The sequence below is a fragment of the Actinomadura sp. NPDC048021 genome (genome assembly GCF_040653135.1).
Taxonomy (GTDB): Bacteria; Actinomycetota; Actinomycetes; order Streptosporangiales; family Streptosporangiaceae; genus Spirillospora; species Spirillospora verrucosospora.
In genome coordinates, this window is record NZ_JBEZJQ010000001.1 from 633,654 (window position 1) to 648,503 (window position 14,850).

Below are 14,850 nucleotides of genomic sequence, written 5' to 3' on the forward strand. Positions count from 1 at the left end.
GCCCGCGACGGGCGGGTCAGCGCGCCAGCGCGGCGGCCCTCTTCGGGCTGACGCGGACGGCGCCGCGCATGTTGCGGGTGTAGACGTTCTGGATCTGCACCACCGTGCCCGTCCGCGGGGCCGCCAGCATCTTGCCCTGGCCCAGGTAGAGGGCGATGTGCGAGATGTAGCCGGGCGCGGTCGGGTCGTTGGCCCAGATGAGCATGTCGCCCGGCTCGGCCTTGCTGTAGGGGACGACCCAGCCGGCGCGGGCCTGGTCGGCGGCGACGCGCGGGAGCCGGATGCCCGCCCTGGCGAACGCGTACTGCATCAGGCCGGAGCAGTCGTACCCGCCCTCGGCCTCGGACTCGCCGCCCCACACGTACGGCCAGCCGAGCCGGGTGTAGGCCGCCTTGATCACCGTCCGGACCTGGCCGGCCGTCATGACCTGGCCGTCGGCGGCCGGCACGTTCCCGGACTTCGGGAAGTCGATCTCCGGGTTGACCGCGACGGCCTTGGCGCCCTTCGGCAGCGCCTTGCGCAGCTTCGTGATGAACGCCTTCGGCGCCGTCTTCGGGACGCTGACCAGCATCGCGTTGCCGGTCGGCAGTCCGAGGGCCTGCGCGGTGGCGTGCGAGACGACCGCGTCGACGTCGCTGACGCCCATCGTCGCGTACGCGCCCACCCGCAGTTGCGACTGGTGCTGCTTGCCGCCGACGGGCACCTGACTGCCGAGCTCGACCCCGCCGTCGCTGCCCATCGTGAAGGAGATGGCGACGTCGCCGGAGGCGACGTTGCGCCAGAGCGCGTCCGACTTGGCGGTCGGCTTCGGCGTGTAATTGCGGAACGTGGACGGATTGACGCCCATCAGCCCCACGCGCTTGCCCGCGACCATGCCCTGCACGGCGTCGACGACCTCGACGCCCTTCACGCCCTTGGCGCCGCGGACCTTCTGGACGAGGTCGGCCGGAAGGGTGGTCGGCGCCGCCACCAGGACGTGCGGGACGAGCCGCTTGCCGAGCGGCGCGACCGCCGTGGGCGACAGGCCGGTGCTGCCGGACGCGGCCACGAAGCGGGCGCGCTGCTCGCCGCGCGGCGGGTCCGCCGCGCCGTCGTCGCGCGCGACGAGGACGGCGGTGTTGGCGGCGAGCGTCGTCAGCACGGAGACGCCGATGATCGTCGGTAGCACCCGGCGGTTCGGCTTTCCCACTGCCACGCTCCCTCGATGGTCGCCCTGCGCCGGCTCCTGACCGTGCACCGGACACGACTATGACCCAGAAGGTCGGCCATCGTCCAGATACCCGGGGGGCCTGATGACACCCTCGGCCGCTCCACCCCGTTGGGTCAGGAACGCCCCAGTTACTCAGTAGTAACAGCCCGGGCAGCTGAGATCAAGGTCACGTTGCCATAAAGTGGACCCTCAGTCCAATTGCCCACGCAGTTCGCGGTTCAGCTCGGCCTGGGTCGTCACGGGCAGCCGGCAGACGAACCCCCGGCAGACGTACGCCGCGGGCTCCCCGTCCACCAGGCCCCGCCCCTCCAGGAGAGGCACGCCCTCGGCGCCCGGCGGGCCGGCGCTGACCACCGCGCCCGGGGCGACCGCCATGAGGGCCGTCCGGTGCAGCGCGCGGGTGCGCGCGTCGTCGGGATCGCCGATCACCGCGATCTCGACCGGACCGGTGGCGAGGGCCTCGGCCACGGCGAGGCCCCAGCCCGCGAACCGCGCGTGCTTGTCCGCCAGCGCCCCGGCGGGCGCCAGCGCGTCCTGCGCCGCCTGCCGGTGCCAGTCCGACCCGGTCAGCGCGGCGAACGACAGCAGCGCCCCCGCCGCCGCGAACTGCCCCGACGGCGTCGCGTTGTCGGTCGGGTCCTGCGGGCGCCGGAACAGGCGCTCGGCGTCGTCGGCCGTGTCGTAGAAGCCGCCGGACCCGTCGGCGAACCGTTCGAGGACGGTGTTCAGCAGCTCACCGGCCAGCCGCACGTGGCGCGGGTCGCCGGTGACGGCGTGCAGGGCGAGCAGGCCCTCGGCCACGTCGCCGTAGTCCTCCAGGACGCCGGTGTTCGCGCCCGCCGTCCCGTCCTTGGACGTGCGCGCCAGCCGGCCGTCCCGCAGATGGACCTCCACCAGCAGGCGCGCGACCTCCTCGGCCGCCCGGACCAGGTCCGGCCGATCGAACAGCGCGCCGCACTCCGCCAGCGCCGCGACGGCGAGCCCGTTCCACGCCGCCACCACCTTGTCGTCCCGCGCCGGCGGGATCCGCCGCGCGCGGGCCGTGAGCAGCGCGGTGCGCACGCGCTCGTACCGCTCGACGTCCTCGGGATCGCTCAGAAGCTGGAGGACGGAGGTGCCGTGCTCGAACGTCCCCGTCACCTCGAACAGGGTCTCCGCGAACGCGCCGTCCTCGTCGCCGAGGACCTCCCGCAGCTGCTCGGGCGTCCACACGTAGTACCTGCCCTCGACGCCCTCGCTGTCGGCGTCCAGCGCCGAGGCGAGTCCGCCCTGGTCCGTGCGCAGGTCGCGCAGCATCCAGTCGCAGGTCTCCAGCGCGACCCGCCGCGCGAAGGGCGTCCCCGTCAGCCGCCACCAGTGCGCGTAGACGCGGGCCAGCAGAGCGTTGTCGTAGAGCATCTTCTCGAAGTGCGGCACGATCCACCGCTCGTCCACCGAGTACCGCGCGAACCCGCCGCCGAGCTGGTCGTACATCCCGCCGCGGGCCATCGCCTCCAGCGTGCGGGACGCCATCGCCAGCGACTCGTCGTCGCCCGTGCGCGCGTGGTGGCGCAGCAGGAACTCCAGCGCCATCGACGGCGGGAACTTCGGGGCGCCGCCGAACCCGCCGCGCACCGCGTCGTAGGAGCCCGCGAGCACCTTCACCGCATGCGCGAGCACCCCGTCGCCGGGCGCCTCCGTCCCGGCGAGGCCCGAACCGCGCGAGGTCAGCGCCTCCACGACCTGCTGGCCCTGCTGGGCGACGTCGTCGCGCTGCTCCGTCCACGCCTTGTGGACGGCCTGGAGCAGCGCCCGGAACTGCGCCCGCGGGAAGTACGTCCCGCAGTAGAACGGATGCCCCTCCGGGGTCATGAACACCGTCATCGGCCAGCCGCCCTGGCCCGTCATGGCCTGCGTCGCCTCCATGTAGACGGCGTCGATGTCCGGGCGCTCCTCCCGGTCGACCTTGATGTTCACGAACAGCTCGTTCATCGCCCGCGCCGTCTCGCCGTCCTCGAAGGACTCGTGCGCCATGACGTGGCACCAGTGGCAGGCGGCGTATCCGACGGAGAGCAGGACGGGGACGTCGCGCCGCCGCGCCTCGGCGAACGCCTCCCCGGTCCACTCCCACCACTCCACCGGATTGCCGGCGTGCTGGAGCAGGTACGGGCTGGTCGCGTCCTTGAGCCGGTTCATGCCCCCGATCCTGCCCGATCCGGCCGCCGCCTCACTCCCCCCGCGCCTGCGCGGCGAGATCGGCGAGGGCGGACTCGACGGTGCGGTGGAAGGTGGGATACGCGTAGATCATCTCGCGGAGGGAGGCGGTGGGGGTCTCGGTGTGGACGGCGAGGGCCAGGAGGCCGAGCACCTCCCCGCCCGACGGCCCCGCGGCGGTGGCGCCGACCAGGGTGCCCCACTCGACGTCCTCGACCAGCTTGACGAAGCCGTCGTTGCCGGCCTTGTGGATCCAGCCGCGGGTCGACTCGGCGATCGGCACGACGGCCGTGCGGACCGGAAGGTTCTGGTCGCGGGCCTGGGCCTCGGTGAGGCCGACGGACGCGATCTCAGGGTCGGTGAAGGTGACGCGCGGCACGGCGCGGTAGGCGGCGGGCGGCCCCTCCTCCCTGAGGACGTCCCGGACCGCCACGGCCGCCTGGTACATCGAGACGTGCGTGAACGCGCCCATGCCGGTGATGTCGCCGATCGCCCACACGCCGTCGGCCGCGCGCATGTGGCCGTCCACGGCGATCCGGCGGGCGTTCTCGTCCAGGCCGACGGCGCCGAGGCCGAGCCCCCGGAGGTTGGGGCGGCGCCCGGTCGCGACGAGGAGGCGGTCGGCGATGAGCGTCTCGCCGCCGAGGTGCATCGTGAACTCGGACCCGTCGTGGGTGACGCGGGTGACGTCCACGCCGGTGCGCACGCCGATGCCCTCGCGTTCGAAGACCTCGCGCAGCAGAGCGCCCGACTCCGGCTCGTCGTTGACGAGGAGGCGGTCGGCCGCCTCGACGACCGTGACGCGGCAGTCGAAGCGGGAGAAGACCTGGGCCGTCTCGACGCCGACCACGCCGCCGCCGAGGACCAGCAGCGACTCGGGGACCTCCGTCGCCTGGACGGCCTCACGGTTCGTCCAGTACGGCGTGCCGGCGAGGCCGTCGACGGGCGGGGCCGTGGGCGAGGTTCCGGTGTTGAGCACGATGCCGCGCCGGGCGGCGAAGACCTGGTCGCCCACGGTCACCTCGCGGGGGCCGGTGATGCGGCCCTGGCCGCGCACCAGCCGCACGCCCTTGCCGGTGAGGCGGTCGGCGGCGGCCGTGTCGTCCCACCCGTGGGTCGCCTCGTCGCGGATCCGGGCGGCCACCGGCCCCCAGTCGGGCCGGACGGACGCCTCGCCCGCCATGCCGGGGACGCGCCCGGCCTCGGCGACCAGCCCGGCGGCGCGCACCATCATCTTGGTGGGGACGCAGGCGTAGAAGGGGCACTCCCCTCCGACCAGCCGCGACTCGACGCCGACGACCGACAGGCCCGCCTCGGCGAGCCTGCCCGCCGCGTCCTCGCCCCCGGGGCCGAGACCGATCACCACGACATCGACTTCGTCAGCCATGCCCTGGTCCTGCCCACCTTCCCGTCAGGTCAGACGGCGCGGTGGCAGCGGGATCCGGTCCAGATCGTGGACGAGGGTGATGTCGCCGCCGAACGCGGCGGACGCCTCGTCCGTGAAGCGGTGCTCGTCGGCGGCGGGGTAGCGCTCGGAGAAGTGGGTCAGGACGAGCCGCCCCACGCCCGCCTCCGCCGCCACCGCGCCCGCCTGGGCGGCGGTGAGGTGCCCGTACTCGGCGGCCAGGGCCGCGTCCTCGCCCAGGAAGGTGGACTCGATGACGAGCATGTCCACCCCGGCGGCCAGCTCGCGGACGCCGTCGCAGAGCCGGGTGTCCATGACGAACGCGACCTTCTGCCCGGGCCTGGTCACGCTGCACTCGGCCAGCGCGACCGTCCGGCCGGCGGGCGTGGTGACGCGGCCCTCCTCCTGGAGGCGGCGGATCAGCGGCCCCCTGACGCCGCGCGCGGCGAGCTCGTCCGGCAGCATCGTCACGCCGTCGGGCTCCTCCAGCCGGTACCCGTACGCCTCGACGGGGTGGGACAGCCGCCGTGCGACCAGGCTGAACGGGGCGTCGCCGGTGTCGAGTTCCGTCCGCTCGCCGGACACCGGCCGCTCGCGGATGACGTCGGTGTCGCGGAACGCGGCCGCGTGCCGCAGCCGCTCCCAGTAGGGCCTGCCGCTCGCCGGGAACGCCGCGTTCACCGGGTGCGCGACGCCGTCGCGGGCGATGCGCTGGACGATCCCCGGCACCCCGAGGCAGTGGTCGCCGTGGAAGTGCGTCACGCAGATCCAGGTCACGTCATTCGCGGAGAGCCCGGCGTGCGTCATCTGCCGCTGCGTGCCCTCCCCAGGGTCGAACAGGACGCCGTGCCCGTCCCAGCGCAGCAGGTAGCCGTTGTGGTTGCGGGACCGGGTGGGCACCGCGCTGGCGGAGCCGAGGACGGTGAGATCGCGAACGGACATGCACCCATGGTGCCGGTCGAGGGGCCGGGCAAGCGCTTGGTTATTCTGTGCGCGATGCAGACGACCCGAGGAGGGCCCGTTGGCCGGGAGCAAGCGCGACAAGATCAAGATGACGCCCGAGGAGGTGGCCGCCTACCTGGCCGCCAACTTCAAGGTGCAGGTCGCGACCGTCGGCAAGGACGGCGAGCCCCACCTGGTGACGATGTTCTACACGCTGTACGAGGGCAGGATCGCCTTCACCACGTACAAGTCCTCGCAGAAAGTGATCAACCTGCGCCGCAACCCGGTCATGACGTGCCTGGTCGAGGACGGCGTGGAGTACAACGAGCTGCGCGGCGTCGCCCTCTACGGGCGGGGCCTGGTCGTCGAGGACCCCGAGCCGCGGTCCAAGGTCGGCATGGTCGTCGGCTCCCGGATGGCGGGGCTGCCCGTCCCGGCGATGGGCGAGCCGGTCGACCCGGTCATCGCCGAGGGCATCGAGCAGGCGCTGGCCAAGCGGGTCCTCATCGTCATGGAGCCCGACCGGGTCGTGAGCTGGGACCACCGCAAGGTGTAGGCCCGGGCGGATCAGGTCGGGCGGATCAGCTCCGCGGCGCGGTCGAGGGCGGCGCGCTCGGCCGCGTCGTCGCCGCGCAGGCGGGCGGCGTCGGCGATGTGGACGAACATCGCGGCCTGCCCGCGGACCGCGTCCAGCCTGCGCAGGATCTCCAGGGCCTGGCCGAAGAAGTTCAGGGCCGCGACGGGACGGTTCGCGCGCAGGTAGGCCTCGCCGAGGCTCTCCAGCGCGCGGGCACGGGCGTGCTCGTCCGGCTCCGGCAGGGCGGCGAACTCGTCCGGCAGCGGGCCGAGCAGCCCGATCGCGCGGTCGAGGTCGCCGCCGCCGATCAGCGCCCGGGCGAGGTCGTGGCGCGCCGCCAGCACCGCGTGGAGGTCGCCGCCCCGCTCGGCGCGGCGCAGGGCCTCCTCCAGCGTCTCGGCGGCCTCCGCCCAGCGTTCCCCCTCCAGCAGGGCCAGGCCCTCGGCCTCCACCTCCCCCTCGCCGGAGGCCGTTCCGGCGAGATGGCGGTCGAGGGCGCGGCGCAGCTCCGCGGACGGGAGGTCGCGGTAGGAGTCATCGGGGTTCGCGCGCACGTCGAAGATCCTCCCCGGAGGAGGCGGCGCCCAACCGGCGCCGGGGCGGGTCAGGCGTCGTCGTCGGAGGCCTTGGCCGCCGTGCCGGCCCTCGCCGCCTTGGCCGCCTCCGCGCGCTCCCACTCCTGCTGCCTCAGGTCGGCCTCGCGGGGCGCCTGGATCTTCTTCATCTGCTTGCCCATCGACCGGATCAGCAGGACCGTCGCGGCCAGCAGGAGCAGGAACACCACGAAGCCGAGCATGCCGGGGCTGACCGTGTCGTCGTTCAGCGGCATGGCGTTCAGCGGCAGGGCGTGGACGGCAGCCATCACAGACACACCTTCTCCCGGATGCCGGCGAACAGGTCGTCCTCCGGCAGTTCCGTGTCGACCAGGGACCTGGCCAAATGGTAGTCCTCGGTCGGCCATGCCTCGCGCTGGACGTCCAGCGGGACGACGAACCAGAACCCGTTCGGGTCGATCTGGGTGGCGTGGGCGAGCAGGGCCTGGTCACGGGTCTCGAAGTGGTCGGCGCAGGGCACCCGCGTGGTGACCTCCCACCGGGCGCGCTCCTCGCCCTCCTCCTCGAAGCGCTTCAGCCAGTCGCCGTAGGGCGACTCGAGGCCGGCCTTCTCCATGGCGGCGTGCAGGGTGAGGATGCGGTCCTTGCTGAAGGTCATGTGGTAGTAGAGCTTCAGCGGCTGCCAGGGGTCGCCCGTGCCCGGGTAGCGCTCCGGGTCGCCCGCGGCCTCGAACGCCTCCACCGACACCTCGTGGCACTTCACGTGGTCGGGGTGGGGGTAGCCGCCCTTCTCGTCGTAGGTGAGCATCACGTGCGGGCGGAACTCGCGGACCGCGCGCACCAGCGGCTCGGCGGCGGTCTCCAGCGGCTCCAGTGCGAAGCAGCCCTCCGGCAGCGGCGGCAGCGGGTCGCCCTCGGGGAAGCCGGAGTCGACGAACCCGAGCCAGCGCTGGTCGACGCCGAGGATCTCGCGGGCCCGCGCCATCTCCGCCTCGCGGACCTTGCCGATGTCGGCCTTGACCTCGGGGCGGTCCATCGCGGGGTTCAGGATGTCGCCGCGCTCGCCGCCGGTGCAGGTGACGACGAGTACCTCGACGCCGTCGGCCACGTAGCGCGCCATCGTGGCCGCGCCCTTGCTGGACTCGTCGTCGGGGTGCGCGTGCACCGCCATGAGACGCAGGGGCTCGTCGCCGCCGCACGGCCGTTCGAGCGCCGCGCCGTCGAAGACGCCGGACGTACCGTCGATGACCTCGGACACTTGGGGGTCTCCCTCTCCGGACTGTTGAGCGGCCCCCGGTTCGAGGCACGCGCCATGACAGACGAGAATGAATTGTCCCTGACAACACCGAAACCCCGCACGAGGATTCCCGCCATGACGACGAGCGTGTCGAAACCAGCGGCTCCGGCCGAGTCCCGGCGGAGCCGCCTCGGCCTGGCCGCCGTCGGCCTCCTCGCGGCGGTGATGGCGGCCGGCTTCGGCATCCTCGCGGCGCACACGGGGCAGACGCCGGGGATCGTCCCGCAGACCGTCACCTACGACATCACCGACACGTCGGTCGAGATCAACTACACGGTGGCCAAGGGGAAGGACGACGACGTGCGCTGCACGGTGGACGCCTACGACACCGACTTCGCGGTGCTCGCGCAGAAGGAGGTGTCCGTCCCGCCCGGGACGTCCAGTGTGAAGGGGGCCGAGACGCTGCAGACGCCGCGGCGGGCCACCGGGGCCAGGATCCGCGACTGCCGCAAGGTCTGACCCTGCCGCCACCGGCCGACCGATACGCCCGGTGAGTGACGGAACACGGTTTGGCGGATTGCGGACGCCGTGTTCAGGGAACCTTTACCCGCACACACCGGATAGGCTAGAGGTTTCACCCAGCCGCACTTCATGTCGATGTGACGCCCGCCCGCGGGGGCGGGTGAGATCGCACCATGTGGATGAGGAGTACCCGTGACCGAGACCCGCGCTGACAACGTCACCTGGCTCACCCAGGAGGCGTACGACCGGCTCAAGGCTGAGCTGGACCACCTGTCGGGCCCGGGCCGCATCGAGATCGCTCAGAAGATCGAGGCGGCGCGGGAGGAGGGCGACCTGCGCGAGAACGGCGGCTACCACGCGGCCAAGGAGGAGCAGGGCAAGATCGAGGGCCGGATCCTCCAGCTCCAGGGCATCCTGGAGAACGCCCGCGTCGGCGAGGCCCCCCGCACGGAGGGCGTCGTCGGGCCCGGCATGACCGTCACGGTCTCGTTCGAGGGCGACGACGAGGAGGTGACCTTCCTGCTCGCCTCCCGCGAGGAGGTCGGCGCCCCCATCGACGTCTACTCCCCGAAGTCGCCGCTCGGTGCCGCCATCGACGGCAAGAAGGTCGGCGAGAAGGCCACCTACAACCTCCCCAACGGCCGATCGATGACCGTGGAGGTCCTCGACGCCACCCCCTACGGCGGCGCGTAGCCGCCGTCCCTCGACACTGCGGAGGTGAAGACCGCCGGGCGGATGCCGCCCGGCGGTCGTTGCTTGTTCGCCCCTATCCGGGCGCGCGTCCGCGGGGCGCCTCCGCCCGGGCGGGGCCGGAGACCGCGCGGACGAGGGGCAGGGTGCGGTACGGGATCTGGGTGGCGAGGGAGATCACCGAGGAGGCGCGCTCCACGCCGGCGACGTCCACGATCACGTCGATGACGCGCTGGAGGTCGGTGTTGCTGCGGGCGACGATGCGGCACAGCATGTCGCCGGGGCCGGTGATGGTGTGGGCCTCGATCACCTCGGGCACCTGGGCGAGCCGGGCCGCCACCGGGTCGTGGCCGCCCGCCTGCCGCAACTGCAGCGTCACGAAGGCCGTCACCCCGTAGCCGAGCGCGGCCGGGTCGATCTCCGGGCCGTGGCCGGCGATGACGCCGTCGCGCGCGAGCCGGTCCAGCCGCGCCTGCACGGTGCCGCGCGCCACCCCGAGCCGCCGGGACGCCTCCAGGACGCCGACCCTGGGCTCGGCCGCGAACAGCTCGATCAGCCGGCCGTCCAGTTCGTCGATCGGCACGGCACCCTCCTGTGGTCGTGGTCACCCTGCACAGAGCGACCGGTCAGATCACGTTTGTACTGTACAGATTGACCAGTGATTACGCCCGCTCTTGCGCACCTTGCAGGCGTATGTCGAGATTAGGTGGCATGGATGAGTTTCCGGTCAAGGGTATGGACGCCGTCGTCTTCGCCGTCGGCAACGCCAAACAGGCCGCCCACTACTACTCGACCGCGTTCGGGATGCGCAGGGTCGCCTACCGGGGCCCGGAGAACGGCAGCCCGGACGAGGCGGTGCACGTGCTGGAGTCGGGCGGCGCCCGGTTCGTGTTCCGCGGCCCGGTGAAGGCCGGCACCGAGATCGGGCAGCACATCGCCGAGCACGGCGACGGCGTGGTGGACCTCGCGATCGAGGTGCCCGACGTCGAGCACGCCTACCGGCACGCGCTCGCGAAGGGCGCCACCGGGCTGGAGGAGCCGCACGTCCTGGAGGACCGGTTCGGGAAGGTGACGGTCGCGGCGATCGCCACCTACGGCGAGACCCGGCACACGCTGGTCGACCGCTCCAACTACACCGGCCCCTACCTGCCGGGGTTCGAGCCCGCCGAGCCCGTCGTGGAGCCCGTGGGCAAGCGGTTCTTCCAGGCGATCGACCACTGCGTCGGCAACGTCGAGCGCATGGACGAGTGGGCCGACTTCTACCACCGCGTCATGGGCTTCACCGACATGGCGGAGTTCGTCGGCGACGACATCGCGACCGAGTACTCGGCGCTGATGTCCAAGGTCGTCGCGGACGGCACCCGCAAGGTGAAGTTCCCCCTGAACGAGCCCGCGGAGAGCAAGCGCAAGTCGCAGATCGACGAGTACCTGGAGTTCTACGGCGGGCCGGGCGTCCAGCACATCGCGCTCGCCACGGGCGACATCCTGGCGTCGGTCGACCGGATGCGCGCCGCGGGCGTGGAGTTCCTGGAGAGCCCCGACTCCTACTACGAGGACCCGGAGCTGCGCGAGCGCATCGGCCAGGTGCGGGTGCCGATCGAGGAGCTGCAGAAGCGCCGGATCCTCGTCGACCGGGACGAGGACGGCTACCTGCTGCAGATCTTCACCAAGCCCGTCCAGGACCGCCCGACGGTGTTCTTCGAGCTGATCGAGCGGCACGGCTCGCTCGGCTTCGGCAAGGGCAACTTCAAGGCGCTGTTCGAGGCGATCGAGCGGGAGCAGGAGCGCCGCGGCAACCTGTGACCCCGCGGCGCCGCGGCGAGCCTCGACGCCGCGGCGCCCGGACTCGGGGGACCGGCCCCGGACGCGCCCGCGTCCGGGGCCGGTCGCCGCCCGGGCGACCGCGCGCCGCCCGCACCCGGCACACTGTGGGGCCATGAGCGAACCACCCCAGGACACCCCGAAGCCGGACAGCGGCTGGCAACCTCCTGACCGGCCGCAGGGCGAGGCCCCCGCCACCCCCGAACGCCCGCCGCCCTACCAGGGCTCGTACGGCGGGCCTCCGGCCCAGGCCGTCCCCGGGACGGGGTACGGCCACCCCGGGGCCCCGCCGCCGCAGGCGCCGCCCGCACCGGGCTACGGCCCTCCCGGCTACCACCACCCCGGCCCGCAGGGCCCGCAGGGCCCGCAGGACATGACCGCCGGACGGCTCCTGCGGCTCGGCGCGGGAATCCTCGACAGCTTCGTCATCGGCTTCGCGGCGACGCCGGCCGTCCTGTTCTCCATCCGCTGGGACCGGGTGCGGGACATGGCTGAGTCCGGCGAGACGATGACGAACCCGCTGGACCTCTACAACATCCCGCGCCTGCTCACCGGGTACGCGATCGCGTTCCTGCTGGGCTTCGCGTACTTCACCGTCCTGCACGCCCGGTGGGGGCAGACGCTCGGCAAGAAGGCGTTCGGCATCCGGCTGGTGCGAGCCTCCGACCTGTCGGCGGTGAGCTGGGGGCAGGCGCTCGGCAGGCAGGCGTTCGTCTACGCCATCAGCATCACGACGGGGGCGCTGAACCTCCTCACGCCCGTCGCGGGGATCCTCGGCCTCGTCGGCCTGCTCGACAACGCCTGGATCCTGTGGGACGAACGGCGCCAGGCGCTGCACGACAAGGTGGCCGGGACGGTGGTGGTGAAGGCGACGCCGTGGACGCCGAACCCCTACGCCCGCGAGCGGGACCCGTCCTGATCCCGGCCCGGCAAGGGCCGGCCACGCGGGGGTAAACATTCCGGCTCCACCCGGGCGCGGCAGGGTTGGCCCGCGGTGACGCGGCGACCCTCACGGCATGACGCAACCGCCGCACGACCCCGCGTCCGGGCGAGAGCCAGAAGACGACCGGCCGCACGGGGAGCAGGAGCAGCCCGGCCGGCCGGGCCCCTACGGCGGCCGGCAGCCGTACGGGGAACCGCCCCAGGAACAGCGGCCCCCATACGGCGAGCAGCCTCCCTACGGCGAGCAGCCACCGCACGGAGGGCAGCAGCCACCCGGCGGCCAGCAGGGGTACGAACAGCAGGGGTACGGCCAGCAGCCCTACGGGGAGCAGCAGTGGGGCGGGCAGCAGTGGGGGCAGCAGCCCTACGGCGAGCAGCAGCAGTACGGACAGCAACAGCAGTACGGGCAGCAGCCGTACGGTGAGCAGGGCCAGTGGCAGCAGCAGCCGTACGGCGCCCAGCCGGGATACGGGCAGCCGCACCCCGGCTACGGGGCGGGCGGGTACGCGCATCCCTCCGGGGAGCTGGCGAGCCGCTGGGCGCGGCTCGGCGGGGGCATCGTCGACCTCGTCATCATCGGCATCGTGACGGGCCTGATCTCGATCCCGTTCGTCAACTGGAACAACGTCGTCAACCCTGAGCCGGGCACCTCCATGTACGACGGCGCCCGGGTGGGGACGAACGCGATCAGCGTCGTGCTGGCCTTCTTCTACTTCTGGCTGATGCACGCGAAGTGGGGGCAGACGCTCGGGAAGATGCTGGTGCGGACGCGGGTCGTCCGGGCCGACGACGGGCAGGCGATCACCACGGGCCAGGCCGCGGGGCGCTCCGCGTTCTACAGCGTGCTCGGCGGCGTCTGCGGGTGCATCGGCCTGATCGACGTCGCGTGGATCCTCTGGGACCAGCGCAAGCAGGCGCTGCACTGCAAGGTGGCGCAGACCGTCGTCGTGAAGGCCGACCCGCACCGGCCCAATCCCTACTCCCATCGCTGACATCGCCCCGCAGGCGGGGGTTCCGGCGCCGTCCGAGTTGCCGGGCGGGGTCTCGTCCGGGCAGGCTGGACGGCGTGCATATGGCCGGAAACTCACCCAGTCCTCGTCGTAACGGCCGGAGGGCCGTCCGCGGCGCCGCGTCGCGCGGCGTTCCGGGGCTGGCAGCCCTGGCGATCGCGGGGTCGCTGACCGCGGCCTGCCAGACCCCGTTCGACGACCCGGGCGCGTCCGGCTCACCCAAGGGTCCGGCGGTGAACGGCCCGGCGGGCCCGACGACCGCGGGCGACGACTACGTGCCGGGCAACGGCAACGGCGGCTACGACGTCCAGCACTACGGGCTGAAGCTCACCATCACGCCGGACGGCCCGAAGCAGCTCGACGGCGTCGCGACGATCACCGCCAGGGCGACCGCGAGGCTCGCCCGGTTCAACCTCGACCTGACCGGCCTGGACGTGTCCTCCATCAAGGTGGACGGCGCGCCCGCGCGGCAGCAGCGCGGCGGCGGCGAGCTGGAGGTGACGCCCGCCAAGCCCCTGGAGAAGGGCAGCACCTTCACCACGGTGGTCGCCTACTCGGGGACGCCGCAGCCGGTGTCGGACCCGGTGCTCGGCCGGTACGGCTGGATCCGCACGTCCGACGGCGTCTTCGTTGCGTGCCAGCCGAGCGGCGCGCACACCTGGTTCCCGAGCAACGACCATCCGAGCGACAAGGCCACCTTCGACTTCGAGATCACGGTCCCGCAGGGGCTGACGGCGATCGCCAACGGCGAGCCGGACTCGCCGCCGCAGGACTCCTCCGGCGGCGGCGCGCCGGGCACCGGAACGCCGCCGGGCCTTCCGGGCGGGCCGCCCACCGAACTCCCGACCACCGAACCCCCGACCACCGGGCCGACGGACGGACCGGGCGTCGTGCCGGTCGCCCACCGCGCCGGGGCGGGCGCCACGACGACCTCGAAGTGGCGGGTCAAGGACCCGATGGCCACCTACCTGGCGACGGTCGACGTCGGCCGGTTCTCGGTGCGGACGGGCAGGACCGCCGGCGGCGTCCCCAACATCACGGCTGTGGACGCGACCACCTCCGGCGTGAACATCGACCAGTTCCACCAGCTGAACGCCCGGGTCGTCGACGAGTGGTCGAAGCTGTTCGGCCCGTACCCGTTCTCCTCGACCGGCGGCCTGATCGACAACGCCGACGTCGGCTTCGCGCTGGAGACGCAGACGCGGCCGGTGTACGGGGCGTTCGGGCTCCAGCCGATGATCGTCGCCCACGAGCTGGCGCACCAGTGGTTCGGCGACAGCGTCAGCCTGTCGCGGTGGCAGGACATCTGGCTGAACGAGGGCTTCGCGACCTACGCCGAGTGGCTGTGGGACGAGAAGACCGGCGGCCAGACGGTGCAGCAGCACTTCGACGAGGCCTACAACGGCGTCGGCGGCCAGGAGCTGTGGGACGTCCCGCCCGGCGACCCGGGGCGCAAGCAGATGTTCGGCCGGTCGGTGTACGACCGGGGCGGCATGACGCTGGTCGCGCTGCGCGCCCGGGTGGGCGAGGACGTGTTCTACAAGATCCTCCAGACCTGGACGAAGGAGCACCGGCACTCCTCCGGGACGACGAAGCAGTTCATCGCGACGGCGAACCGGGTGTCGGGCAAGAAGCTGGACGCGTTCTTCGACGACTGGCTGTACCAGCGGGGCCGCCCGTCCAAATGACGGGGCGGTCCCGGTCCGCTACGGGTGAAGGCTCGGCAAGGAGCGCGGAAAGCCCGGCC

At 72.8% G+C, this 14,850-nt stretch carries 15 protein-coding genes; 7 read left to right on the forward strand and 8 right to left on the reverse strand.

Features of this window, described 5'->3' with window-relative positions:
• Positions 1–16: 16 nt before the first annotated feature.
• The 4 genes from AB0C87_RS02980 to AB0C87_RS02995 form a co-directional block, all read right to left on the reverse strand.
• On the reverse strand, positions 17–1,189 hold the full coding sequence (locus AB0C87_RS02980) for a C40 family peptidase (protein ID WP_360576226.1): 1,173 nt from the start codon (positions 1,187–1,189) through the stop codon (positions 17–19).
• A gap of 210 nt (positions 1,190–1,399) precedes the next feature.
• Complete coding sequence (locus AB0C87_RS02985; protein ID WP_345176945.1) at positions 1,400–3,385, reverse strand: thioredoxin domain-containing protein; 1,986 nt, start codon at positions 3,383–3,385, stop codon at positions 1,400–1,402.
• A 31-nt stretch (positions 3,386–3,416) separates the two neighbouring features.
• Positions 3,417–4,790, reverse strand: a complete 1,374-nt coding sequence (locus tag AB0C87_RS02990) for an NAD(P)/FAD-dependent oxidoreductase (RefSeq protein ID WP_360576228.1) — start codon at positions 4,788–4,790, stop codon at positions 3,417–3,419.
• Between the two features lie 24 nt (positions 4,791–4,814).
• Entirely contained in the window at positions 4,815–5,750 is a 936-nt protein-coding gene (locus AB0C87_RS02995; protein WP_345176941.1) for a ribonuclease Z, read from the reverse strand.
• Between the two features lie 79 nt (positions 5,751–5,829).
• On the opposite strand from AB0C87_RS02995, the gene AB0C87_RS03000 reads away from it, so the two are divergent.
• Positions 5,830–6,306, forward strand: a complete 477-nt coding sequence (locus AB0C87_RS03000; protein WP_345176939.1) for a pyridoxamine 5'-phosphate oxidase family protein — start codon at positions 5,830–5,832, stop codon at positions 6,304–6,306.
• An 11-nt stretch (positions 6,307–6,317) separates the two neighbouring features.
• On the opposite strand, the gene AB0C87_RS03005 is transcribed toward AB0C87_RS03000, so the two are convergent.
• Genes AB0C87_RS03005 through mca form a run of 3 tightly spaced genes read right to left on the reverse strand, consistent with a single transcriptional unit; the run spans position 6,318 to position 8,052 of the window.
• Positions 6,318–6,881, reverse strand: coding sequence for a tetratricopeptide repeat protein (locus AB0C87_RS03005; protein WP_345176938.1), 564 nt, complete (start codon positions 6,879–6,881; stop codon positions 6,318–6,320).
• A gap of 50 nt (positions 6,882–6,931) precedes the next feature.
• Positions 6,932–7,189, reverse strand: coding sequence for a hypothetical protein (locus tag AB0C87_RS03010; protein WP_345176935.1), 258 nt, complete (start codon positions 7,187–7,189; stop codon positions 6,932–6,934).
• Positions 7,189–8,052 carry a mycothiol conjugate amidase Mca gene (gene mca, locus AB0C87_RS03015; protein WP_345177229.1) on the reverse strand — a complete coding sequence of 288 codons (864 nt, stop codon included), beginning with the start codon at positions 8,050–8,052 and terminating at the stop codon, positions 7,189–7,191. Before mca ends, AB0C87_RS03010 begins: the two co-directional genes overlap by 1 nt.
• A gap of 201 nt (positions 8,053–8,253) precedes the next feature.
• On the opposite strand from mca, the gene AB0C87_RS03020 reads away from it, so the two are divergent.
• Together AB0C87_RS03020 and greA are read left to right on the forward strand one after the other, a co-directional pair.
• Positions 8,254–8,637, forward strand: coding sequence for a DUF4307 domain-containing protein (locus tag AB0C87_RS03020; RefSeq protein ID WP_345176933.1), 384 nt, complete (start codon positions 8,254–8,256; stop codon positions 8,635–8,637).
• A 195-nt stretch (positions 8,638–8,832) separates the two neighbouring features.
• Positions 8,833–9,333 carry a transcription elongation factor GreA gene (greA, locus tag AB0C87_RS03025; RefSeq protein ID WP_179843970.1) on the forward strand — a complete coding sequence of 167 codons (501 nt, stop codon included), beginning with the start codon at positions 8,833–8,835 and terminating at the stop codon, positions 9,331–9,333.
• Between the two features lie 73 nt (positions 9,334–9,406).
• Here the strand turns inward: greA and AB0C87_RS03030 are convergent, their stop codons facing one another.
• Positions 9,407–9,913: an Lrp/AsnC family transcriptional regulator gene (locus AB0C87_RS03030; RefSeq protein WP_345176931.1), complete on the reverse strand. Its 507-nt coding sequence runs from the start codon at positions 9,911–9,913 to the stop codon at positions 9,407–9,409.
• 128 nt (positions 9,914–10,041) lie between these two features.
• On the opposite strand from AB0C87_RS03030, the gene hppD reads away from it, so the two are divergent.
• The 4 genes from hppD (at position 10,042) to AB0C87_RS03050 (ending at position 14,791) form a co-directional block, all read left to right on the forward strand.
• A complete protein-coding gene (hppD, locus tag AB0C87_RS03035) occupies positions 10,042–11,133 on the forward strand; it encodes a 4-hydroxyphenylpyruvate dioxygenase (RefSeq protein WP_360576232.1) in 1,092 nt (363 codons plus the stop codon).
• Positions 11,134–11,266: 133 nt separating this feature from the next.
• On the forward strand, positions 11,267–12,070 hold the full coding sequence (locus tag AB0C87_RS03040) for an RDD family protein (RefSeq protein ID WP_360576234.1): 804 nt from the start codon (positions 11,267–11,269) through the stop codon (positions 12,068–12,070).
• Between the two features lie 97 nt (positions 12,071–12,167).
• Positions 12,168–13,085 (forward strand): RDD family protein, encoded by a 918-nt coding sequence (locus tag AB0C87_RS03045; protein ID WP_345176925.1) that lies wholly within the window; start codon positions 12,168–12,170, stop codon positions 13,083–13,085.
• A gap of 80 nt (positions 13,086–13,165) precedes the next feature.
• Positions 13,166–14,791: a M1 family aminopeptidase gene (locus AB0C87_RS03050; protein ID WP_345177228.1), complete on the forward strand. Its 1,626-nt coding sequence runs from the start codon at positions 13,166–13,168 to the stop codon at positions 14,789–14,791.
• Positions 14,792–14,850 lie beyond the last annotated feature (59 nt).